Here is a 23,396-nt window from a genome sequence, read left to right on the forward strand (position 1 = left end):
GGCATGCTCACGAACGAAGATCAACTGACGCCGACCGACGCCCGCCGGTGCGGATGCGGATGCGGAACCGAGGTCGGCATCCCTTCGACCGGCGGTACCGAAAGATGATCCTCACAACGCCGGTCGCCCTGTTCGCCCTGTTCGCCCTGGCAATGGGAGCGGTGCTCGTCCGGCATGCGGTCCGGATCTGGCGAGGCCAGGCCTCCTCCACGCCCGGGGTGCGGATACTCGCCGCACCCGATTTCGCGCGTTCCCTGCTGATGGGCGGGGTGTCCAGCTGCTTCCTCGGCGCCATGATCGGCGCGGTCGGACACCTCCGGGCCACAGGCGTCATCGGAGGCGCCAACCCACCGCCGCCGTCCCCGGCCGTGGCCGTCGTGCTGCTGTTTCTCCTCCTCGGCGTCGTCATCAGCTCGTCGGCACTGACCGCGATCATCTGCTTCAACCGGCCGCGCTTCCTGATCCCGCCGCATCTGCGGGACTGGCCCGGCGTGATGTCCACCCGCCGTCGACGCCCGACGGAACCTCAGGAGGCCGAGCGGGATGCCGTGGACGATCACCCGCGGATCACCCCTGCCACAACGCCGCAGCAGGACCGGCCCGACACCGTGCCGATCCCGCACCAACGCCCGACGGTACGTCAGGAGGCCGGACGGGACGTCATGAGCGAACAGGCCTCCGCGCCCGGGAGCGTGCGGGTCAGCCGTGACGCAACGTCCCCGCGGGACAGGTTGCGGGCCTACACGATCCTGGTCGACGACGCCGCCGTCGCCAAAGTCCGTCCCGGCAAGTCCGTTTCGGTGGGCCTCTCGCCCGGGCCGCACACGGTCCGAGTCAAGATCGACTGGTGCCGGAGTCCGGAACTCGTCGTCACCGTGGCCGCGGGTGCCGAACACCGTCTGGAGTGCGGTCCGCGCGTCGCGGGCGGCGGCGACATGTCCATGGTCACCACGGAGCGCGACACCTACCTGTGGCTGCGGCCGTCCGACGAGTCGGCAGGCTGAGGAGCCGGAGCCGGTTCGTCCCGCCGCTTCAGCCGGCGGTCGCAGCCCGGATCGTCCGCCCGGTGACCGTCCTCGGTGTCAGGCGGACCCAGCGGCCGGCGGCGGGGGGCTCGGGGAGCTCGGCGAGCAGGGCGGGGTCGGTGACGTATTCGAGGGGGCCGATGATCAGGACGCTCCAGCCCTCGCGGAGGTCGGGGTCGGCGCGGTCGACCTCGAAGGCGGCCTCGCGGCTCGCGTCGGGGGCGAGCGCCCCGTCCGGGTTGGTGCGGTACAGGATGGTGCGGTCGTGCACCACGTAGCCGACCGGGCGCACCACCGGGCCGTCGGGGCCGGTCCGGGCCAGCCGGCCGAGACCGTTGCCGCCGAGGCGGTTCCAGCATTCGGCGGTGGTGAGTTCGCCGAGGACCGGGGGTCCGACCAGCGGGGGGCTGCCCGGGTCCGGTCCGGCGTCGACGGTGTGCACGCGTTCGGCGGGGCCGCCGGCGACCAGTTCCTGGTAGTCCAGGCCGAGGACCGCCGCCAGGCGCAGCAGCGCCGGCGGGTCGAAGTCGCAGCCGAGTTCCAGCACCCGGCGCAGGTAGGCGATCGACATGCCGGCCCTGGTCGCGACCTGGGCTTCGGTCAGTCCGAGGTCGGCGAGGCGGGCGGCGAAGCGGCGGGCGAGCGCGTTCGGTGCGGCAGCGTCGGCAGGCACGTGTTCGTTGGTCACTCCGGTCACCTCCCTGATGGTGGTGGTACCTCCATGGTGCGCGCCCGGGGTCGGCTCCGGCAGAGGCCTTGGGCCCGTTTGGACCCACTGCGACACCCGCGCAGGGCCCCGAGCCACACCCGCGCAGGGCCCCGAGCGGCACCCGCTCCGCACCCGCGCAGCGCCCCGGTCCGCCGAAGGGACCAACGTCCCACCCGTGCGGGCCCCGCGACCCTGGCAGGCCCTCGGGGGCGGGGGAAGAGTGGTCAGCGACCCCGAGGCGGACCAAGAGGCCCGCGGGGAACCCCGAACAGGGAAGGCACTGCCATGACTCGTCCCGTTCTCGCCGCCGTAGACGCGTCCGTCCGCAGCCGGGCCGCCGCCCACTGGGCCGCCCAGGAGGCTGCCCGCCGGGGTGCGCCGCTGCGGCTGCTGCACGCCTGGCCGTACCTGGGCCGCAAGGTCAACGACCTGGTCAAGATGGACGAGGTGGAGATGGGCGCGCAGACCATGATGGGCGACATCGCCCAGGAGCTGGCTGCGGCGTACCCGGGGGTGGCGGTCTCCTCGGAGCTGGTGCCGGACGCGGCGATCGACGGTCTGACGGCCGTCGCCGAGCAGGGGCAGTTGCTGGTGATCGGCACCCGGGGCCTCGGCGGGTTCCGCGGGCTGCTGGTCGGCTCGGTGAGTCTGGGTGTGGCCGGCCGGTCGAAGACGCCGGTGGTGCTGGTCCGCGAGGGCGGCCCGACCCCGGAGTCGGACGAGCCGGAGGTGACGGTCGGCTTCGATGCGCTCGAACCGGCGGACGCCGTCCTGGAGTTCGCGTTCGAGGAGGCGCAGCTGCGCGGCGCCCGGGTGCGGGTGGTGCACGGCTGGGAGCTGCCGCCGACCTACGGTTACGCGGGCTGGATCCCGGTGGAGAGCGAGCGCCAGGAGCTCGGTGCGCTGGCCGTCGGCATGGTCGCCGAGGCGGTCGCGCCGTGGCGGGAGAAGTACCCGCGGACGCTGGTGCTGGAGGACGTCCGGACCGGTGGCGGCGCGGCCGCGCTGGTGGAGGCGTCCGCGCAGTCGGACCTGGTGGTGGTGGGCCGCCGCACCCGCGCCCTCAACATCGGGCCGAAGCTCGGCTCGGTCGCGCACGCGGTGATCCACCACGCGCAGGCCCCGGTGGCGGTCGTCCCGCACGACTGACACCCCCTCGAACCCCCGGCCCCTCCCCCGGGCCGGGTCGTCAGGCCGCCCCGTCGTCACCCACCGCCTCCGGGTCACGACGGGGCGGCCGCACGTGTTGTCGTACCCGGCGGGCAGGCTGGCCGCCATGGACAACGACGAGTTCTGGCAGCTGATCGACTCCGCCCGGGCCGCGACCACGCCCGCCGTCCCCTTCGAGCGGGCGCTGGTGGACGTGCTGGCCGAGCGGCCGGAGCCGGAACTGCTGCGCTACCAGGCCTGCTTCGACCGCCTGCACCACGCCCTGTACCGGTGGGACGTCTGGGCGGCGGCGTACCTGATCGGCGGCGGCTGCTCGGACGACGCGTTCATGGACTTCCGGGCCGGCGTGATCTCCGAGGGCCGCGCCTGGTACGAGAAGGTCCTCGCGGAGCCGGACGTGATCGCCGAGCACCCCGCGGCGGCGGGCGAGAACCGGTTCGACGCCGAGGAGGTGTTCTTCAACGAGGCCGTCAACTACGCGGCGTCGTACGCCTTCGAGCGCCGCACCGGCGACCGGAACGCCTTCCACCCGGCCTACCTGCGCCACCGCGCCGAGCAGGGCATCGCCCCGGTCGGCCCGGTCGAGCGGGACGCGGGCATGGGCGAGCCGTTCGACTTCGACGACGACGCGGAGATGCACCTCCGACTGCCCCGACTGGCCGCCGCCTACCTCCTCGACTGACCCTCCACACAATTGAATTGACGCTGCGTCAGCGATCGAAGCGGAACGCCAGCAGCGTCGCGTCGTCCTCCGACAGCGGGCCGGACATGTCGCGGACCACGGCGTCCACCAGGTCCTGGAGGGTGGGCTCCGCGGCGTGCGTCTCGACGGCGGCGCGGAGGGCGTCGAGGCGCAGGTCGATGTCCTGGTCGCGGCGTTCGATCAGGCCGTCCGTGTAGAGCAGCACGGTGTCGCCGGGCCGGACCAGCGTCTCGGTGGCCCGGTAGGCGACCCTCGGCAACACGCCGAAGGGCGGGCCGACTTCGGCGGGCAGCAGGGTGGCGCGGCCGTCGCGCAGCAGCACCGGCGGCGGGTGGCCGGCGCAGATCCAGCGCAGCAGGTGCCGGTCGGGGTAGTAGCGGGAGACGATCGCGGTGGCGGTGGACTCGTCGCTGTCGTCGCAGGCGATCCGGTTGAGCCAGCCGCCGAGCGACTCCACCAGGGCGCCGGTGAACGCCAGCCCGGCCAGCGCGTGCCGCAGCATGGACATCAGCGCGACCGCGTCCAGCCCGTGGCCCCGCGCGTCACCCACCGCCAACAGGACGCGCCCGTCGGGGAGTTGGCGAACCTTGAACCAGTCGCCGCCGACCCGCCCCTCGGCCGGGCGGTAGGCGACGGCGGAGGTGACGCCGACGCCGGTCACGGTCGCCGAGCGCGGCTGCAGCGCGTCCTGGAGGCGCTGGACGACGGTGTGTTCGGCGTCGGCGCGGCGGGCCTGACGCTCGGTCTCCTCCTGCTGTTCGCGCAGCCGGCGCTGGCTCTCGGACAGTTCGGTGACGTCCTGCAGGACGGCCCGCATGCCCTCGACCGGGCCGTCCTCGTCGCGGACCACCTCGGCCACCAGCCTGACCTTGCGGGGCCGGCCGATGCCGTACAGCTCGGTGAGCACGTCGATGTCGGCGCCGGTGGTGAGCAGCCGGTCCAGGGCGCGGTACAGCGCGGGGCGGGCGGTCTCGGTGACCCGGGCGAGCATCTGGTCGATGGTCAGCGTCTCGGTGTCCGCGGTGCGGCCGAGCAGGACGGCCAGGCCCGGCGAGATGTCGAGCCGCCCGTCGCGCAGGGTCCACTCGGCCCAGCCGACCCGGGCGATCCGCTGCGCGGCCCGCGCGGCCTCCTCGGTCCGGTCGTCGGTCCACAGCAGCAGCAGGCGGCGGCCGAGCCGGTGCACGGTGAGCCGGTCGCGGCGGTGCCGGGCGCTGCCGTCCGGGCCGGCGCCGTCCCACCGCACCGGGAGCCCGCGCGCGGCGTGCCCGGTGCGCAGAACGTCCTCGACGGCCGCCGCGACCGGCTCGGTCCACAGCCCCGGGTACGTCTCCCGCAGCGACACGCCGTGCCCCGCGACGCCCTGCTCGAACACCTTCGTCGGGTGGTGCGGGTGCCGGACGGCGGCCTCGTTGACGATCACCACGGCGAGGTCCAGCACGGCGCCGTCGCCGTCCCGGACGGGTTCGGCGAGCACCGCGGCCTGGGGGACGGCGTCCAGCAGACGGTGCAGGTCCTGGTCCGGCGGCCGGGCCAGGTCCGGGTCCAGCGCGGCGTCCGGGACGATCGGCGGCGGACCGGGCGGGCGCTGCCGCGAACGGGACGGGTGCTCCTCGCGCAGTCGGCGGACGGTACGGCGCAGCGCCTCGCCCCAGTCGGCCTGCTCGGCTCGCCCGTACAACCCTCGCCCCTCTCCGCTCGGCATTCCCTGTCACTGTTCCGGCCCGGCCCACCGCCCGACGACCGCACCGGCCCGGACGGGTGAGGCCCGCCACCCGACCGGACCGACACTACGTCACCACCCGTCCGTGGAACCGGGAACCCCCAGTTCAGGCGGGGCGTTGTCGGCACGGAACGATCTTCGGTTCGAGTGGAGGACCTGCATGTCAACGGCCTTGGCCAAGGGCGCAAACGTTCCCGTGCTCCGGGACGGCAAGGGCCCGACGAGTGTCCTGGTCGGCCTCGGGTGGCAGGCCGCCGGCGAGTACGACCTGGACGCCAACGCGCTGCTGTGCGACGCCGACGGGAAAGCGGTTTCCGACCAGCATTTCGTCTTCTTCAACAATCTCACCAGCCCCGACGGGGCGGTCACCCACCTCGGCGACCCGGGCGACGGCACCGACCGCGAGCGCCTGCGGGTCGACCTGGCCGCCGTCGAGCAGCGGGTGCAGCGGATCGTCTTCACGGTGGCGATCTACCAGGCCGACGAGCGCCGCCAGGCGTTCGGCTCGGTGCGCGGCGCGTACGTCCGGGTGGCGGACGCGGCGGGCGGCGGCGAGGTCGCCCGCTACGAGCTGGGCCCGGAGCTGACCACCGAGACCGCCGTGGTCTTCGGCGAGCTCTACCGGCACGGCGGCGGCTGGAAGTTCCGCGCCATCGGCCAGGGCTACTCCTCCGGGCTGGCCGGCATCGCCACCGACTTCGGCGTCGCGGTCCTCGCCCCGCCGCCCGCGGCACCGGCCGCATCGGCTGCACCCGCCATGCCCGCAGCACCGGCCACGCCCGCAGCACTCGCCGCACCGGCCGCTCCGGCGGTGCCGCCGATGCCCGCCGCCGCGCCCGCGGCCGTTCCCACGCCCACCCTGGCGGTGCCCGCCGTCCTGCCCGAGCCCCTCGGAGGTTCCCCGGTGACCTGCTTCTTCGACCCCGCCCACGGCCCCGGCAGCACGCCCGTCCTGTGGTCCCCGCAGTGGGGCGTCCCGCGTCAGATCCAGTCCTGCGGCGCCTGCGCCCAGCGCGTCCAGACCACGCCGCCGCCGTACTACACCGCCCCCGCCGCGGCCGGCTACCCGCAGCCGGGCTACCCCGCCGCCCAGCCCGGCTATGCCCAGCAGCCCGGCTACCCGCAGCAGGGCGGCCACCAGCCCGAGCAGCCCCAGGGCCGCCGCTTCGGCACCGGCGCCCTGATCGGCGCCGGCGCGGCGGGCCTGGTCGGCGGCGCGCTGCTGAACGAGGCCTTCTCCGACGACGAGCCCGACGTGATCATCAACAACTACTACGAGGACTGATCGCCGGCCGCCGCACCGTTCCGTCGACGGTGTGATTCCCGCCTTCGGCGATTGCCTGACGGTTCGTCATCGACCTAGCGTTCTCGGAGAGTTCCGGCGGGGCCGCGCGACGCGGCCCCGCCGTCCGACGGAGAGAGGACACCGGGATGCCGGGCGATGTGAAGAACCAGAAGTTCACCATGCTCTTCGACTGGTTCGACCAGGGCGGCGACGGCGTGCTCACGCACGACGACTTCCAGGCGATGGGGGAGCTCTTCGGCGCGCTGGCCGCCGAGGACGACCGGGAGAACGCCGCAGCGATGCGCAAGGCCTTCGAGGAGTGGTGGCGCGTGCTGCTGGCCCATGGCGACGCCAACGGGGACGGGCAGATCGACCGCACGGAGTTCTTCGACGTCATGGTGGCCAACGTCACCGCTCCGGAGCACTTCGAGCAGGCGGTGCTGGCCATCGCGGACGCCCTGATGCGCGCGCTGGACACCAACCACGACGGCGTGCTGAGCAAGGACGAGTACGTGCGCATGTACGACGCCCTGGGAATCCCGCCCGTGCACTCGGAGGACGCGTTCTGGCGGCTCGACCGGGACGGCAACGGGGTGATCAGCCACGACGAGTTCCGGATGGCCATCACCGAGTTCTACCTGAGCACCGACGAGAACGCGCCGGGAAACTGGCTGATCGGCCCCATCCAACAGGGCGCCTGAACCCCGCCGGGCCCGACCGGGGAACCCCCCGGCCGGGCGCGACACGCGGACTCCGCCACGTCGACACGTCCAGCCCTGCGCACGCTCTTGAGCGGCCGCCCGCGCACTCTTGAGCGGCTACCGGACCGTCTCCCAGAACGCGCACTGGTGATCGGCGGCCACGTCGGCCTCGAGGATCCGACCCGGAACGAACCGCAGCTGGTCGCCGCCCCGGATCGTCGCGGCCGACCAGCGCGGCGCACCGGGGTGGTTGGGGTCGCCGGTGCGGGCGAAGGCGGTCCAGTACTGGATCATCGTGGCCGCCATCGCCCGCTGGGCGTCGGTCTGCAGGAAGTTCAGGCCGCCGAGGTCGAACAGCGACGGCAGGTCGGTGGCGTGCGCCGCGCCCTGTGGCAGGTCGGGCAGGTGGATCCCGTTCACGTCGGGGGCGTTCGGGTCGGCGAACTCGTAGGGGTACACGGTGGTGTGCGCGGCCATCGCGCGGTCGGCGGACGCCGTCCGACACGCCCACGACGCGTCGGTGATGACGGTGGCGAACGCCAGCGGCGCCGATCCGCCGTACCGGGACAGCGGGTACCTGGCCGCCACCCGGTCCGCCTGCACGCCGAAGGCGGCGAACAGCAGGCTCGGGTACGTCTCGGCGGTGACCAGCGTCGGGTCCGTCTCCACCGCGGCGCCCACGAACGAGCGGGCCTCGTCCCGGTTGCCGCCGGAGATCACCGGGACCGACAGGAAGCGTCCCTCCCGGACGGCCACCGCCGGGTCCAACGGCAGCAGCGGCGTGCCGAAGGCCAGATGGTCGGAGAAGGACTGGTTGAGCGGCACCAGGTCGGCGGCCGGCTTGGCCCGCATGCAGGACAGCTCGTCGGTCCGGCAGCCCGCGCCGTGGGCGGCCGCGATCCCGTCCGCCAGGTCCTGTTCCAGCGAGGTGTACGGCGTCGCCGCCGGCGTGCCCACGTACAGGGCCCCGGCCGGCCAGTCCAGCAGACACGAGCCGGACGAGATGATCGCCCGGTCGATCAGGCCCTCGGCCTGCGGCGAGGTCAGCGCCGCGCAGGTCGACATGCCGCCCGACGACTCGCCGAAGACGGTGATGTTGTCCGGGTCCCCGCCGAACGCCGCGGCGTTCCGCTTCGCCCACCGTGCCCCGGCGAGCTGGTCCTCCAGCCCGAAGTCGCCCGAGCCCGGCAGACCGGGCAGACCGAAGTAGCCGAAGATTCCCAGCCGGGAGTTGAGCGTCACCACGACCACGTCGCCCTGGGACGCGAGCCGGTCGGCGTCGTAGTCACTGCCCGCGCCGTTGACGTAGCCGCCGCCGTGCCACCACACCATGACGGGCAGCCGCGCTCCCGGCGCCACCCGGCGCGGCGTGGTGACGTTGACGTACAGGCAGTCCTCGTCCGACGACGCGGGCTGCCCCGGACCGGCGGACGTCTGCGGGCACCGGCTGCCCGGCTGGACGGCCTCCCGGACCCCGTCCCACGGCGCCGCGGGCTGCGGCGGGGCCCAACGCAGCTCCCCGACCGGCGGCTTCGCGTAGGGAACGCCGAGGAAGTGCCGGGCGGTCTCGTTCGAACTGCCGTGCAGCAGGCCGGTGTCCACCCGCACGGTGTCGGGCGCATCGGTCGACGGGGACGGCGAGGAGAGCGAATCCGGCCCGGGCCGCAGCGCGGTCGGCGGACTCACGGTGATCGGCGGACTCGCGGCGGCCGACGTAGTCACGGCGGTCGGCGCGCTCACGACAGCCGGCGCACCCACCGTGATCGGCGAACTCACGGCGGTCGGCGCACCCGCCGCGTCGGCCGGTCCGGTGTCTGGTCCGAAGAGCGCGGCCAGGGCCGCGGCGGCGATGACGATCGCGCGGAGCTTCATGCGTCTCCCTCGGGACCAGCGGTGCGGGTGCTGCGAGCCGGGTCAGCGTACGAGCGCGGCGCCGCATGCTGCGGGCTGCCGTCCCGGGTGCCGCGTTCCGTCATCCGTTCGGGCTTCCCCTGTCGCTCCGATCGGCCCGCAGTCGGCGGCCGCTCGCAGGCTCCGTTCTGCGCGGACTCTTGACGGTGCACCGACCAGCACCTACGGTGCGGACACCGGTGGCCCCGGGCGGGTGGCCACGGCATCCCCCACTCCGCGCCAGGAAGGGCGGCCGCGTTGCCCGTTCACCCGCTCCCCCACCCGAGCGGCACCAGCCCCCAGCCGGGCGGTGCCGTCCCGTTCCCGATCCCCGACCAGCCCGATGCCGACCGTCCGGCCGGGCCCGGTCCGACGCTCGCCCAGGTCGCGGCGCACGCGGGCGTGTCCAGCGCCACCGCGTCCCGGGTGCTGAACCGGTCCGCGCCGGTCTCGCCGCAGATCGCCGCCCGCGTCGAGTCCGCCGTCCGCGAGCTGCGCTACGTCCGCCGCCGGGCGTCCGCCGCGACCTCCCGCGACACCGGTGCGATCGCCGTGGTCGCGTTCGCGGACGTGCTGCGCTTCCACGCCGACCAGTTCCCGGTCCGGCTCCTCGCGGGGGCGCAACGCGTCGTCCCCGACCGGGAGTTGGTGGTCCTCACGGCGGGCCCGGGGCCGGCCAGGCCGTCGCTGGTGCGGTACCTGTGCGGCGGGCACGTGGACGGGGTGCTGCTGGTCGGACGGTGGGGCGACCCCGCGCTGCCGGGGCTGCTCCAGGCCGCGGGCGTGCCCGTGGTCTCGCTCGGGCGGCCCCCGCAGTCGCAGCGCCTGGCCCACGTGGACGCCGACAACCTGAGCGGGGCCCGCGCCGCCGTCCGCCTGCTGCACCGGGCCGGCCGCCGCCGGATCGCCACCATCGCGGGCCCGCCGGACACCGCCGCCGGCGCGGACCGCCTGGCCGGCTACCGCCGTGCCCTGCTCGACCACGGCGACCCGGCCCGCACGGCCGTCGCCTACGGTGACTTCGGCTCCCGCTCCGGCGAACACGCGATGGTCCGCCTGCTCGACCAATTCCCGGACGTCGACGCCGTGTTCGCCGCCTCCGATGCCATGGCCATCGGCGCCCTCCGCGCCCTGCACCGCCTCGGCCGGCGCGTCCCGGACGACGTCGCCGTGGTCGGCTTCGACGACTCCCCCGCCGCCGCCAGCGCCCGCCCCGGCCTCACCACCGTCCGTCAGCCCGTCGAGGACCTCGGCGCCCACGCCGTCGAACTCCTCCGCGACCCGTCCCCGACCCGCTCCGTCGTCCTCCCCACCCACCTGGTGGTCCGCCAGTCCTGCTGACGGCACCCCGCCTCGGCCGTGCGGCAGCCCCGGGCCCACTCTGCGATCACCGTCGGACCTCCCGAGCCCACCCCCGGCGGACGACACGACAGAGACCTGGCGGCAGCTGCAACCGCTGCGCGTGGCACCCGGCTGGGCCAACTTCCCTCCCCCGAACCGTACTGCGGCCGTACGTGACCATTCCTGACGAGGTGTCACCATCTGGACGACGTCTCCCGGTCGTGTACCTTTCAGGCCGGTCGCGGCACCGACCAGCGCGTTTCTGCCGTGTCCGTCCCGTCCCGTTGTCGGCCGGCCCTGCGCGCCTGCTAGCTGGTGGCCCCATCCGCAAGCCAGGAGAGTGCCGATGCCTCCCGTTCCTCTTGCGCGCCCGGCCGCCGCCCGGCCCGCTGCCCGCGTCCGCCGACCGCTGCTGACCGTGGCTGCGGCGGCTGTCCTGGTCGCCGGTACTGCCCTCCTGGCGCTGCCTCAACTGCCGGCCGAGGCGACCGAGTCTGCGGCGCCCGCCTACAGCTGGAACAACGTCCGGATCGGCGGCGGCGGGTTCGTGCCGGGCATCGTCTTCAACCAGGCGCAGCGTGGGCTGGTCTACGCACGTACCGATGTCGGCGGGGCGTACCGGCAGGACCCGGCCACCAAGCAGTGGGTTCCGCTGCTCGACTCGATCGGCTGGGACGACTGGAACCTGACGGGTGTGGCCAGTCTGGCCACCGATGCCAAGGATCCGAAGCGGGTGTATGTGGCGGCGGGCAGCTACACCAACAGCTGGGATCCGGCGAACGGCGCGATCCTGCGCTCCACCGACCAGGGGGCGAGCTGGCAGCGCAGTACGCTGCCGTTCAAGGTCGGCGGCAACATGCCGGGTCGCGGAATGGGCGAGCGGCTGGCCATCGACCCGAACAACGACGCGGTGCTGTGGTTCGGCGCGCCGAGCGGCAACGGGCTGTGGCGCAGCGCCGATTACGGTGTCACCTGGTCGCGGGCAAGCGCTTTCCCGGTGACCGGCACGTACGCGCCGGACCCGTCGGACAGTTCGGGCTACCAGAGCGATCCGCTGGGCATCCTGTGGGAGGTGTTCGACCAGGGCAGCGGAACGGTGAACGGCGTGACGCGGACGATGTTCGTCGGTGTCGCGGACAAGCAGAACAGCGTGTACCGCTCGGACGACGGCGGCTCCAGTTGGACCAGGATCGGCGGGCAGCCGACCGGCTTCGTCCCGCACAAGGCGGTGCTGGACGCGTCCGGCGGCAACCTGTTCGTGGCGTACAGCGACACCGGCGGCCCGTACGACGGCGGGCACGGCGACGTGTGGAAGTACACGACGGCGACCGGTACTTGGTCCAATGTCAGCCCGGTGCCGTCCTCGGACACCGCCAACAACTACTTCGGCTACTCGGGGCTGACCGTCGACCGGCAGCACCCGAACGTGCTGATGGTGACGGGCTACAGCTCGTGGTGGCCGGACACCCAGGTCTGGCGGTCCACCGACTCCGGCGCGACCTGGAAACCCTTCTGGTCGTACGGGAGTTACCCGAACCGCACCGACCGGTACAGCATCGACGTCTCCTCGGTGCCGTGGCTGACGTTCAACGCGAATCCGTCGCCGCCGGAGGAGACGCCGAAGCTCGGGTGGATGACGGAGTCGCTGGAGATCGACCCGTTCGACTCGGACCGGATGATGTACGGCACCGGGGCGACGCTGTACGGCTCCTCAAACCTGACGTCCTTCGACAACGGCCAGAAGGTCTCGATCGCCCCGGTGGTGACGGGACTTGAGGAGACCGCGGTCAACGACCTGGTCTCGCCGCCGACGGGCGCGCCGCTGCTGAGCGCGCTCGGCGACCTCGGCGGCTTCCGGCACGACGACCTGACGAAGGTCCCGGCGCGGATGTTCACCCAGCCGGACTTCGCCTCCGGCACGTCGATCGACTTCGCGGAGTCGGCGCCGGCCACCATGGTGCGGGTCGGCGACCTCGCCTCGGGTTCGACGGGCAAGCACCTCGGCTGGTCGACGGACGGCGGCGCCAACTGGTTCGCCGCCCCGGCCGAGCCCTCGGGCGTGACGGGCGGCGGGCAGGTGGCGCTGGCGGCGGACGGCTCCGCGACGGTGTGGAGCCCGAAGGGCGCGGGCGTGGTGCGCTCCACCGGCTTCGGCGGCTCGTGGACGCCGGCCGCGGGCCTCCCTGCGGGGGCGGCCGTGCAGGCCGACCGGGTCGATCCGAAGACCTTCTACGGCTGGTCCGGCGGCACCTTCTACGTCTCCACGGACGCCGGCGCAACCTTCACCGCGAAGGCCGCCGGCCTGCCCACGGAATCGGTGCGCTTCAAGGCCGTCCCCGGCGCCAAGGGCGACATCTGGCTGGCCGGCGGCACCCCCGGCGCCGGCTACGGCCTGTGGCACTCCACCGACTCCGGCGCGACCTTCGCCAAGGTGTCGGGCGTCGACCAGGCCGACACCATCGGCTTCGGCAAGGCCGCCCCGGGGCGCAGCTACCCGGCGCTGTACGCCTCCGCGAAGATCGGCGGAGTCCGCGGCATCTTCCGCTCCGACGACGCGGGCGCGAGCTGGGTGCGCATCAACGACGCCGCCCACCAGTGGGGTTGGACCGGAGCGGCGATCACCGGCGACCCGCGCGTCTACGGCCGGGTGTACGTGAGCACCAACGGCCGCGGCATCCTGTACGGCGACCTGACGGGCACCACCTCGCCCTCGCCCTCGCCCTCCTCGTCCTCCCCCGGCCCCTCGCCCTCCCCCAGCCCTTCCGCGTCCCCTTCGGCTTCCCCTTCCGCTTCCCCTTCGGCGTCCAACTCGCCTTCCCCGTCCGCGGCTTGCGAGGTGGACTACGCGGTGGCCAGCCAGTGGGGCGGCGGCTTCGGGGCCAATGTGACGCTGGTGAACCGGAGTTCGACGGCGGTCAACGGCTGGTCGGTGGTGTGGACGTTCCCCAGCGGGCAGCAGGTCAGCTCGCTCTGGAACGGCAATGTCACCCAGTCCGGCGCGAAGGTCACCGTCACCGATGCTGGCTACAACTCGGCTATTCTGCCCGGCAGTTCAGTATCCTTCGGGTTCAACGGAAGCTGGACCACCGCGAACACCGCACCGTCCGCCTTCACCCTCAACGGCACCGCCTGCACGGTGCGGATCGACCAGGCCCTTCAGTAGTCCGCGGCGACGGGGCTCCGGGGAGAGCGGGACCAGCCGAGGTCGGCGTACCAGATCCGGCTCGGTGGCTCGTTCTCCTCGGCCTGGCCGCTGAACCGCTTCGGCCTCATCGGACGGGGCCCGCCGACAGGCCGGCCGCACCGAGGTCGACCTTCGGCCCCGGTTCGACGCCGAGCCGCGGACGACGGCGCCGGGCTCACGTCACTGCTTCCGCGCCTGCGCGGCAGGCGAGTTGCGCTGTCGTGCGGGGGTGGCCTCGGTCCGGGTGGCCTCGGTCCGGGTGGCCAGGCCGCCAGGGCCGAGGTGCAGGCGGGTCGGCGCGCAGCGGCGGCCGTCTTGAACGCCCGGGCGTGGGAGGTCAGTTGGCAGCAGGCTTCCAGCCGAGCAGCGGGCCGAGTCGGGTGGCCAGGTCGGTGAGGATCTGCGTGTAGTCCTCGGGTTCGAAGGTGAACGGCAGCGAGAACGCCACCTCGTCCACCTCGCGGAACGCCGCGTGCGCGTACAGCAGTTCGGCGAGCTGTTCGGAGCCGCCGACCAGGTCGGGGGCGAACAGCACCCGGCCCGGGCCCTGCGGGGCGAGGGTGCGGGCGTGCCGGGAGGCCGCGTACGCCCGGTACTTGGCGCGTTGGGCGGGCGTGGCGCTGTCGGTGGGGATCACCACCAGGCCCTGCGAGACCCGGGCCTGCTCGCCGTCGGGGTGGTCGGCCCGGAAGGCGCGGATCTGGGCGAGCTGGTTGGCGACGAAGGTCTCCTCGCCCTCCTCGGCCCGCACGACGCTGCTGGTGAGCAGGTGGAGTCCCTGCTGTCCGGCCCAGCGGGCCGAGCGCAGGCTGCCGCCGCCGTACCAGACCCGGCCGGCCAGCCCGGGGACGTGCGGCTGCACGCGCGGCGAGTACGACTCGATGCCCTCGGTGCCCTGGAAAGCGCTTGCCGGTTGGCCGCGCAGCAGGCCCAGCAGCCGCTCGACCCGGCCGTAGCCGAAGTCCTCCCGGTCGGCGGAGTCGGGGTACAGCGCGTCCTTCACGTCCTCGTAGTGCGCGGGGACGCCGATGCTCACGCCCGGGTTGAGCCGGCCGCCGGACAGCACGTCGACGGTGGCCAGGTCCTCGGCGTACCGCAGCGGGTTCTCCCAGCCGAGCGGGGTGACGGCGGTGCCGAGAGCGATCCGGCGGGTGCGCTGGGTGGCGGCGGCGAGCACGGTGAGCGGCGAGGAGATCCCGTACTGGAGGTGCCGGTGGCGCAACCAGGCACTGTCGTAGCCGAGTTGCTCGCCGAGCTCGATCAGCCGCAGGGTCGCCTCGTGGCCCTCGGCGGGGCGGTTCTCGTCGAACAGTCCGATGGTCAGGAAGCCCAGCGAACGCAGTGGCCGGTCGGGGGTGGGCACCGGTGTTCCTCCTTGCGCGGCGGCGGCCCCGGAGTGGCCGCCCGTCCCGTTCCCGCCACGCTCACACACCCGGGGCGGCGCGATCAACGGGGTGGCCGCCGATTGTGACGCGGCGCCATCACGCCGCAATGGGACGAAATCCCGCCTCCCGGCGGACGGTGTCGCCGGGCGCGGCTACCGTGGTTCGTCGACCGGTCCGCGTCGGGTTCTTCGGGAGGGACGATGGTGCACTTCTACGGTCGACCGGGTCTGCTGGCAGCGGGCCTGCTTCTGACCGGACTGGCGGCCACCGCCTGCTCGTCCTCGCACTCCCCCGCGACCTCCGCCGACGACGCCGCCGGCACCCCCGGAACCCCCGGCACCGTCACCGCCGGCGGCACCCCCGGCACCGTCACCGCCGGCGGCCCGCCGGCCGACCCCTGCTCCGTCCTCACCGACGAGCAGGTCAGCAAGGCGATGGGCGGCACGGCGGAGCTGCTCGCGGAGGGGCCGTCCAAGGAGGAGAAGTGGGGCTGCGTCTGGGGCGCGCGCCGCTCGTACGTGGCAATCCGGCAGGTGGCGGACGACGCGTTCGCGAGGACCACGGCCGGCCCCGATCTGAAGGTCGAGCCGGTGGCGGGCATCGGCGACAGCGCCGTCCTCGTCAGCTACAAGGAGGACGGCCGGATGCCGGAGCTGGTGTTCACGGTCGGCGCCGTGCACTACGCCATCGAGGCGACCGCCGACCGGAGCGACGCGGGGCCCGCCAACGCCCCGAAGGAGGCCGCCGCCGAACAGGAGCTGGCCCGCCTCGTCGTGCCCCGCCTCCGCTGACCCGCCTCCGCCGACTCGTCAGCCCCGGTACGTCTCCAGCAGACGCAGCCACACCTCGCTGATCGTCGGGTAGGACGGAACGGCGTGCCAGAGCCGGGAGATCGGCACCTCCCCGGCCACGGCGACGGTCGCCGAGTGCAGCAGTTCGGAGACCCCGGGGCCGACGAAGGTGACGCCGACCAGGGTCTCCCGGTCGAGGTCGACGACGGCGCGGGCGCGGCCCCGGTAGCCGTCGGCGTACAGCGAGGCGCCGGCCACGTTGCCGATCTCGTAGTCGACGGCGCGCACCCGCAGGCCCGCGTCCTCGGCCTGACGCTGGCTCAGGCCGACGGCGGCGACCTCGGGGTCGGTGAAGACGACCTGCGGGACGGCGGCGCGGTCGGCGGTGGCGACACTGCGGCCCCACGGCGCGAGGTCGAGGGGGCGGCCGGCGGCGCGGTCGGCGATCGCCTGGCCGAAGATCCGGCCCTGGTACTTGCCCTGGTGGGTGAGCAGCGCCCGGTGGTTGACGTCACCGGCCGCGTACAGCCAGCCGCCGGGGACGTCGGTGGCCACGCCGGTGTCGTCGACGGTGATCCAACTGCCGGGCTTCAGGCCGACGGTGTCCAGCCCGAGATCGGCGGTGCCGGGGACTCGCCCGGTGGCGAACAGCGCCTCGTCGGCGGTCAGTTCGGTGCCGTCGGACAGCTCCAGCGTGAGCGTTCCGTCGTCCCCCCGCTGAACGGCGGTGGTGGAGACGCCGAGCCGGACGTCGACCCCGGCCGCGCGCAGCCCGTCGGCGACCAGCTGCCCGGCGAAGTCCTCGGTCCGGTCGAGCAGCCGGTGGCCGCGCACCAGCAGCGTCACCTCACTGCCCAACGCCCGCCAGGCGGTGGCCATTTCGACCGCGACGACGCCGCCGCCGACCACCGCGAGCCGACCGGGCACGCTGCTCGCGGAGGTGGCCTCCCGGCTGGTCCACACCTTCGCCTCGGCCAGCCCGGGGAGCTTCGGCAGCGCGGCCGCCGTCCCGGTGCAGACGGCGACGGCGTGCCGCGCGGTGAGCGTCCGGGAACCGCCGTCGGGGGTCTGGACGGTGACGCGCCGTTCGCCGTCGAGCCGCCCGTGCCCGCGCACCAGGTCGATCCCGGCGGAGTCCAGCCAGGCCACCTGCCCGTCGTCCTTCCAGTGCGACGCGAACTCGTCCCGCCGCTTCAGCACCGCGCCCGCGTCCAGCTCCCCGCCGGCCGCCTCCCGCGCCCCGGCCAGCCGCCGCGCATCCGCGAGCGCGGCCACCGGCCGCAGCAGCGCCTTGCTCGGCATGCACGCCCAGTACGAGCACTCGCCGCCCACCAGCTCCTTCTCGACGATCGCGACCGTCAGCCCACCGGCCCGCACCCGATCCGCCAGGTTCTCCCCGGTCGGCCCGCCCCCGAGCACCACCACGTCATACCTGTCGCCGTCCGCACCCATCCGCAGCAGCCCTCCCATCTCCGTCATCCCTGTCACCTGACCCGGGCCGCACCCTGACGCCCCGTCACGCCCCATTCGTACACCACGGCCCGGCTCCTGCCCACGCACCCCACGGCCAGCGCATGCCCCGACTGCTCCGGGCGGGCTTCCGGGTCACCTCCCAACGCCACGATCGCCAAGAAGAAATGGTCCGCCCCGGTGACGGCCCTGGCCGTGACCGGTGTCATCCTCGCCGGTACCGTGGTCTGCTTCGCGGCGGCCGCGCCCATAGTCACCGCACTCGACAGGTGACGGGGCCGGTCGGCTCCGCGGGGAGAGACGGGTGGCCCCGCGCCCTGCGGTGGCCACCCGTATTCATCGGGCCGCGGCTTACCGGCCGGGCACCGATGCCGCGAGGTCGTTCAGCGCGGCGTTGACGACCTTCCAGCCGATGCCGAGGGTGTCCCGGTCGGGCCGGCTCGGCTCGTCGGCCTCGGCCGCGGGGTGGACGAAGTTGCGGTAGCGGCGCAGCACGTGGCTGAACTTCTGCGCGTCCGCGTCGAGCCAGCCGGCCTTGTGGCACACGTCGATGAGTGTCTCGAACCGAACGTTGCGGTCGGAGCTGTTGCCCAGCAGGGACCGGTCGCGTTCCCGTACGACCTGGAGCAGGACGCCTTCCAGCAGGCTGCCGAGCATGACGAGCGCTGCGATGTGCGCACCGTTGACGTAGCAGGTGCGCGCCTCGTCGAGGCGGCGTTGGAGCAGCAGGGCCATCTTCGGGTCGGCGACGATGTCGGTCATCGCGGCTTTGAGTTCGGAGGCGCCGTATTCGGAGGGGTGGGCGAGGGCCGGGTCGCAGGGCAGCAGGCGGGGGCCGCCGCCGATGCCCTCCAGGCGGTAACCCTCATGCACCAGGAAGGAGTTGACGGCGGTGACCACGTCGGCGAGGAGTTCCGGTTCGTCCAGGTATTCGCGGGCGTCGGCCAGCCGGAGCAGGACCTTCTCGATCTCGGCGGGCTGGTCGCGGCGGCCCATGAGCAGTTCGAGGGCCCATTCGCGGCGGAACTGGCCGTCGTACTCGGGGACGTCCTGCCAACCGGCGCGGCGCAGGAATCCGGCGATCTCGTAGCCCTTGCGGTAGTAGAGGTCGTCCTCGCCGGTGACCACCCGGGAGAGTTCGGCGATGGTCTTCTCGTCGAGCAGTGGGCTGTCGGGCAGGACTCGTGCGGTGCTCATCGGTTTCCTTCGGTGTCGGTGTCGGTGACGGAAGTGACTGAGGTGTCGGTGACGGAGGTGTCGGTGCGGTCGGTGGTTTCGTTCTCCTCGTCGGCCTGCTCGTCGCCCGGTTCGGGCAGCAGCAGGGGCGACCAGGGGGTTTCGGGGGCGTCGACGGCGCGGGGCTGGCGGTAGTTGGCGGGCCTGATGCCCTGGCGGTCGAGCTCCTGCCAGAGTCCGGTCAGCGCCTGTTCGGGGTCGAAGCGGAACTCGCTCTCCGGGATCCGCCAGAACTTCCAGCCGACGCGCTGGAGTTCGCGGTCCCGTTGCTGGTCGTGGCGGAGCTGTTCGAGGGTGGAGTGGTAGCGGTCGCCGTCGCACTCGACGCCGAGACGGCCGCGGGCCCCGACGACGACCAGGTCGATCCGCTTGTTGCCGGCCGGGTACTGCGGGACGACGTGGTAGCCGCGTTCCTTGATCCGCAGGTAGACCTGCTGCTCGAACAGTGAGTCGAAGGGCTTGCACGGCACGTCGGGCAGCACGGTCCCGATGTCGTCCAGCTCGGCGAGCGCGGCCGGCGGGTTCTGCATGTAGGAGAGCAGGTTCAGCCGCAGGTCGCCGGGCTTCAGCTGGTCCGGCGGGACGGAATAGAACAGCCGCATCTGGTCCTGGGCCCGGCTGGCGGCGACGTTGTAGGCCTGCTGTTCGTTGCGCTGGCCGCCGGCGATCTTGCGGACCTTGTCGACCACCATGGACAGCAGAATGACGTGGCGTTCGTCGCCCTGGAACATCGCGGCGGTGCCGACCCGGATGTCGTGCTTCTCCCGGACGGGTGCCTGGATCCGTTGCTGGATCAGCTGTTCCAGCAGTTTCACCTGGCCGCCGAAGCCGCCCTGCAGCACGATGACGCCCATGGTTCGGCCCTCGTAGGCGGGGTCGGCCGTGAGTTCGGCCAGGCAGTCGACGATCGCCTCGGCCTCCTTGCGGTTGCGGATCCGGTGGTCGCGCCCCTCGGCGACACCGTCGGCGACGTAGTGGGTCAGCAGTGGATCGAGCCGGTCGCCGCCGTACTGGCGCAGCGGGATCAGCCCGGGCGGGGTGTAGAAGGTGGCGGAGGACCAGCCGATGATCTCCGGCATGCAGCGGAAGTGCTCCTGGAGCCGGATGGTGGACGGGAAGAACGTGGACAGCAGTTGGTAGAGGTTCGAGTGCGGCATGTACAGCTGCCTCAAGTGCCGCGGCACGTCCGGGAGGTGGGCGCTCAGGCGGTCCTGGATCTGCTGGGTACGGCCGAGCCCGTTGACCGGCGGGGTGCACTGCTTGTCGTCGCCGACCACGATGATCCGGGGCGCCAGCCAGAGCAGGAACAGGGCGTCCATGCCGGCCTGGCTGGCCTCGTCGACGATCACCACGTCGAACGCGTCCTGGTGGGGCTCGATCATTTCGGCGACCCGGGAGATCGGCATCACCCAGGCGGGGACGGCGCCCTGCGCGACCTGCATGGCGCTGCGTGCGGCGGCTCCGAAGTGGGCGGCGCTCTTGCCGGTGCCCTTTCCGTAGGACGCCATGTGGGAGCGGTAGGCCTGGAGGGCGGACCGCTGTTCGTTGGTCATCCGCTCCAGGCAGTGCAGGCGGCCCTTGGCGGCAGCCAGGTCGCCGGTCAGCTGCTCCAACTTTGCTTCATGTTCGGTGAGTTCGGCGTCAAGACGCTGTTCCCGGCCGGGGGCGCGCTCGTCCTCGACGAACCGGCGGGCTCCGGCCCAGGCCCAGGCCTCGTCGAGGCGGGCGAGGCGCTGCGGCCAGTCCGGGTCGTGGCAGTCGTCGGCGAGCCGGCCGGCCAGGGCGGGGGACGCGGCGGCAAGCGCGTCGAGCAGTTGGGTGCAGCGCCGGCTGCGCTGCTGCCGGGCGTGGGCGGCGGCGTAGGCGTCGAGTTCCTTGGTGTAGCGGTCGAGGTCGCGGTCGGCGACGGCCTGCGCCATGGCCAGTGATTCGGGGGTGGGGGGTGATCCGTCGGCGGGCGCGCGCAGCGATCGTTCCCATCCGGTCAGCCGTTCGGCGGCCTCCTCGGCTCGCTGCCTGCCGGACATCGCGGTGACCGCGGAGGTGAAGTCCTGCCAGGCCTGCGGGTTCGTCAGGTCGAGGAAGACCGTACGACCGACGAGCAGCTCGTCGATGCGTTCGCGCAGCCCTCCGAAGTCGGTGATCGCGGCAAGGTGTCGGTAGCGTTCCTGGAGGTCGGCGAGGCGCACCTCCAGCGGGCCGTCGTCGAGCGGTGCGCCGGCCTGGGCCCAGCGAAGGCCGACAGTGGCCAGGGTCAGGTGCGCACGCAGGTGGGCGAGGACGGCGTCGAGGTCGGTCGTGTCGGCGGGCACCCGGCCGTCGATCCGGCAGCCGGCCAGGAGCTCCTCGGCCTCGCGAAGCGCCCTGGGGGCGAACAGTCCGCGCAGGGTCCGTGGTCCGGCGAGGTGTCTGCGCAGTTCGGGGACGGCGTCGGCGATCCGGTTGGCCTGTTCGGCGCTGAGCCCGGACGGCAGGGTGACGGTTCGAACGCCGACGGCGGCCAGCGCGGCAGCCGTGCCGACGAGGGCGGGCTCGGCCTCGGCGACCCGCCCCCACAGAGCGTGGCGACGGCGGGCGAGCCGGTCGGACAGAGCGCGCGCCGTCCAGTCGGCCTCGCCCCACTGGCGGGCGTCCCAGGGCACACCGAGGCGGTGCAGCAGACCGCGTCCGGCACCGAGCAGGGCGACCAGGTGGTCGGTGGTGGGGGTGTCGAGGGTGGAGAGTCGGGTGCGCAGGGCGGCGGCCTCGGCCGAGAGGCCGGCGACGGCAGGCTGGGCGTCGGCGATCGCAGTGGCGACCTGACCGGGAGTGGGCAGCAAGCCGGGTGCGGCCGGCAGCGGACCGGCGGACCGGTCGCCGGCGCCTTCCCGGAGCAGCACCAGCAGCTCTTCGGCTTCGACGGGGGTCAGCGGCGGCCGGGCGGGCGCGTGGTCGGAGAGGCTGCCGATCCAGGACAGCCCGGGCGCGGCGTCCTGGACGCGCTGGACGATCGCGGCGAGAGTGCCGAAGTAGCCGGGTGCGACCTCGGGGTGCTGGTAGAGCTCGGCCTCCCGCAGCGCGATGATCTTCTCGGTGAGGAGTTTCTGCCGACTCTGCAGCTCCTGCCGGCTCCGGGTCAGCCGGCGGATTTCGTCGCGCAGTTGGGCCGGATCGCCGGAGGCTGCCTGGTCGCTGAGTGCGTTGACGGTCCGTTCGAGTTCACTGGCGCCGTCCTGCCGGGCACCGGACAGCAGCAGCACGCACAGGTCGCGGACGGCGGGCGGCAGTTTGTCGCGCAGCACGGTCAGGGCGTGGTCGCGGGCGCTGGTGACCAGGACCCGCTGGCCCTGGGCGAGCAGGGCACTGAGCAGGTTGGCGATGGTGTGGGTCTTGCCGGTGCCGGGCGGGCCCTGGACCACGACCCCGGTGTCGCGTTGCAGGCGGTCCAGGACGGCACGCTGCTGGGCGTTGGTCTTGAGCGGGAACAGCGGCTCTTCCTCGAACAGGCCTCGGGTGGGGGCGCCGCTCCAACCCGCCCGTTCCTGCGGGGACAGGCTCATCACCAACTGGGCGAGCCCGAGCGGAGCTTGACGCTCCGACACGACGGACTGGGCGATCCGCTCGTAGCAGCGCAGGACCGCGTTGCGGTCGAGCGGACGCAGCATCAGCGCGGGCGCGAAGGTCAGCCGCATGCTCGCGTCGGGTGCGGCCGGGGGCCGCCAGCCGGCGTTGAAGGACACCGGCCGGGGCAGGACGAGTTCCTGCCACCGGGTGAGGCATTCCAGGGCGGCCTCGCCGAGCGGGTGCACGGGGCTGGCGGAGAGTTCCTCGGCGAGCGCGGTCGAGCGCTCCTGAACCAGACCGTCCTCGCTGTCGAGGAAGTCCTGGTCCTCCAGGCGCATTTCGCCGTCCGTGGTGAGGTGGACGGTGATCCGGGCGGTGCGCTTGTCGACGTGGGTGACGGCGCGACGGGTGAACACGTGCCGGTGCAGGGCAGTGCCGCGCGGTTCGCTCCAGGTCAACAGGCCGGTGCCGAGGACCAGTTCCATCTGGTCGTCCTGCTGGACCAGGCGCTGGTGCCAGCGGTAGACGGTCTCGTACAGCGCGCGCAGCGGCCGGTCGGCCCGCTCGCGTTCTGCCCACCGGCGCCAGCGGCTCAGCCAGTTGCCGTACGCGCGCAGCACCTGGTCGGCCTCGGCACGCTCCACCGTCGCACCGGTGTCCTGCCTGAGCTCAACGGCGGCGCCGGTGCGTTCGGGGCCTCGCTCGGCGAGCGGCGGATCGCCGCCGTCGGGATCCTCGCAGTCCTGTTCGTCGAGCCAGCCGCGCAGTTCGGCCGGCACGTCGGGCGGTGCGCTCTGCGGAACGTGGTCGAGCACCAGCAGCGCCCGGTCCGGCTGGTCGGTCGGCCGCGCGATCGCGGCGGGCAGGTCGCTCAGCCACAGCTGTTCCCAGGACCGGGTGTCCCGGGCCCGCTGCGCCCCGCTCTGCACCACTTCGCGCAGGAATCCGAGCAGCGCGGCAGTCTGCCCGATGACCTCCGGATTCCGCGCATGCAGCCGTTGAACGTCCACCATTCTCCCCTCGGTCGGTGACGAACGTTCCAGAATGACCACGGACGTTCCGGCCGGTGGGAGATGCCGGCAAAGTGGCTGGATTCACACTGCGTCATGGCTTGGACACGATGCGTCTCGATGGCCGGGCATCGGTCGTGTCCCCGCCTCGGGGAAGGGCTCGGCCGGGGGTGGTGTGTGCGGTCGGGGGTCGGGCGGGCGTGAGGTGGCAGGGCATACTCGCGGTATGG

General features: G+C 73.3%; 15 protein-coding genes. 8 read left to right on the forward strand and 7 right to left on the reverse strand.

Going from position 1 to position 23,396, the window contains the following annotated elements:
- Positions 1-293: 293 nt before the first annotated feature.
- Positions 294-1,004 (forward strand): hypothetical protein, encoded by a 711-nt coding sequence (locus tag ACIQF6_RS20415; protein WP_400896865.1) that lies wholly within the window; start codon positions 294-296, stop codon positions 1,002-1,004.
- 28 nt (positions 1,005-1,032) lie between these two features.
- On the opposite strand, the gene ACIQF6_RS20420 is transcribed toward ACIQF6_RS20415, so the two are convergent.
- Positions 1,033-1,713 (reverse strand): helix-turn-helix domain-containing protein, encoded by a 681-nt coding sequence (locus tag ACIQF6_RS20420; protein ID WP_400896867.1) that lies wholly within the window; start codon positions 1,711-1,713, stop codon positions 1,033-1,035.
- Positions 1,714-2,019: 306 nt separating this feature from the next.
- Here ACIQF6_RS20420 and ACIQF6_RS20425 point away from each other — a divergent pair, with 306 nt between their 5' ends.
- Complete coding sequence (locus ACIQF6_RS20425) at positions 2,020-2,883, forward strand: universal stress protein (protein ID WP_400896869.1); 864 nt, start codon at positions 2,020-2,022, stop codon at positions 2,881-2,883.
- Between the two features lie 127 nt (positions 2,884-3,010).
- Complete coding sequence (locus ACIQF6_RS20430) at positions 3,011-3,586, forward strand: DUF4240 domain-containing protein (protein ID WP_400896871.1); 576 nt, start codon at positions 3,011-3,013, stop codon at positions 3,584-3,586.
- Between the two features lie 28 nt (positions 3,587-3,614).
- On the opposite strand, the gene ACIQF6_RS20435 is transcribed toward ACIQF6_RS20430, so the two are convergent.
- On the reverse strand, positions 3,615-5,288 hold the full coding sequence (locus tag ACIQF6_RS20435) for a PP2C family protein-serine/threonine phosphatase (RefSeq protein ID WP_400896873.1): 1,674 nt from the start codon (positions 5,286-5,288) through the stop codon (positions 3,615-3,617).
- A 202-nt stretch (positions 5,289-5,490) separates the two neighbouring features.
- Between ACIQF6_RS20435 and ACIQF6_RS20440 the strand changes: the two genes are divergently transcribed.
- On the forward strand, positions 5,491-6,615 hold the full coding sequence (locus tag ACIQF6_RS20440; RefSeq protein ID WP_400896875.1) for a TerD family protein: 1,125 nt from the start codon (positions 5,491-5,493) through the stop codon (positions 6,613-6,615).
- A 146-nt stretch (positions 6,616-6,761) separates the two neighbouring features.
- A complete protein-coding gene (locus ACIQF6_RS20445; protein WP_400896877.1) occupies positions 6,762-7,316 on the forward strand; it encodes an EF-hand domain-containing protein in 555 nt (184 codons plus the stop codon).
- 117 nt (positions 7,317-7,433) lie between these two features.
- Here the strand turns inward: ACIQF6_RS20445 and ACIQF6_RS20450 are convergent, their stop codons facing one another.
- Positions 7,434-9,188 carry a carboxylesterase/lipase family protein gene (locus tag ACIQF6_RS20450; protein WP_400896879.1) on the reverse strand — a complete coding sequence of 585 codons (1,755 nt, stop codon included), beginning with the start codon at positions 9,186-9,188 and terminating at the stop codon, positions 7,434-7,436.
- A gap of 276 nt (positions 9,189-9,464) precedes the next feature.
- Here ACIQF6_RS20450 and ACIQF6_RS20455 point away from each other — a divergent pair, with 276 nt between their 5' ends.
- Both ACIQF6_RS20455 and ACIQF6_RS20460 read left to right on the forward strand, forming a co-directional pair.
- On the forward strand, positions 9,465-10,547 hold the full coding sequence (locus tag ACIQF6_RS20455) for a LacI family DNA-binding transcriptional regulator (RefSeq protein WP_400896881.1): 1,083 nt from the start codon (positions 9,465-9,467) through the stop codon (positions 10,545-10,547).
- 346 nt (positions 10,548-10,893) lie between these two features.
- A complete protein-coding gene (locus ACIQF6_RS20460; protein ID WP_400896883.1) occupies positions 10,894-13,710 on the forward strand; it encodes a cellulose binding domain-containing protein in 2,817 nt (938 codons plus the stop codon).
- Positions 13,711-14,068: 358 nt separating this feature from the next.
- Here the strand turns inward: ACIQF6_RS20460 and ACIQF6_RS20465 are convergent, their stop codons facing one another.
- On the reverse strand, positions 14,069-15,094 hold the full coding sequence (locus tag ACIQF6_RS20465; RefSeq protein WP_400896885.1) for an LLM class flavin-dependent oxidoreductase: 1,026 nt from the start codon (positions 15,092-15,094) through the stop codon (positions 14,069-14,071).
- Between the two features lie 222 nt (positions 15,095-15,316).
- On the opposite strand from ACIQF6_RS20465, the gene ACIQF6_RS20470 reads away from it, so the two are divergent.
- Entirely contained in the window at positions 15,317-15,907 is a 591-nt protein-coding gene (locus tag ACIQF6_RS20470) for a hypothetical protein (protein ID WP_400896887.1), read from the forward strand.
- A gap of 18 nt (positions 15,908-15,925) precedes the next feature.
- Here the strand turns inward: ACIQF6_RS20470 and ACIQF6_RS20475 are convergent, their stop codons facing one another.
- The 3 genes from ACIQF6_RS20475 to ACIQF6_RS20485 form a co-directional block, all read right to left on the reverse strand.
- Positions 15,926-17,386 carry a dihydrolipoyl dehydrogenase family protein gene (locus tag ACIQF6_RS20475; protein ID WP_400896889.1) on the reverse strand — a complete coding sequence of 487 codons (1,461 nt, stop codon included), beginning with the start codon at positions 17,384-17,386 and terminating at the stop codon, positions 15,926-15,928.
- Positions 17,387-17,728: 342 nt separating this feature from the next.
- Entirely contained in the window at positions 17,729-18,574 is an 846-nt protein-coding gene (locus tag ACIQF6_RS20480) for a hypothetical protein (RefSeq protein ID WP_400896891.1), read from the reverse strand.
- A complete protein-coding gene (locus ACIQF6_RS20485) occupies positions 18,571-23,169 on the reverse strand; it encodes an AAA domain-containing protein (RefSeq protein WP_400896893.1) in 4,599 nt (1,532 codons plus the stop codon). Before ACIQF6_RS20485 ends, ACIQF6_RS20480 begins: the two co-directional genes overlap by 4 nt.
- Positions 23,170-23,396: the final 227 nt, after the last annotated feature.

Source organism: Kitasatospora sp. NPDC092948 (assembly GCF_044754805.1).
Lineage (GTDB): Bacteria > Actinomycetota > Actinomycetes > Streptomycetales > Streptomycetaceae > Kitasatospora.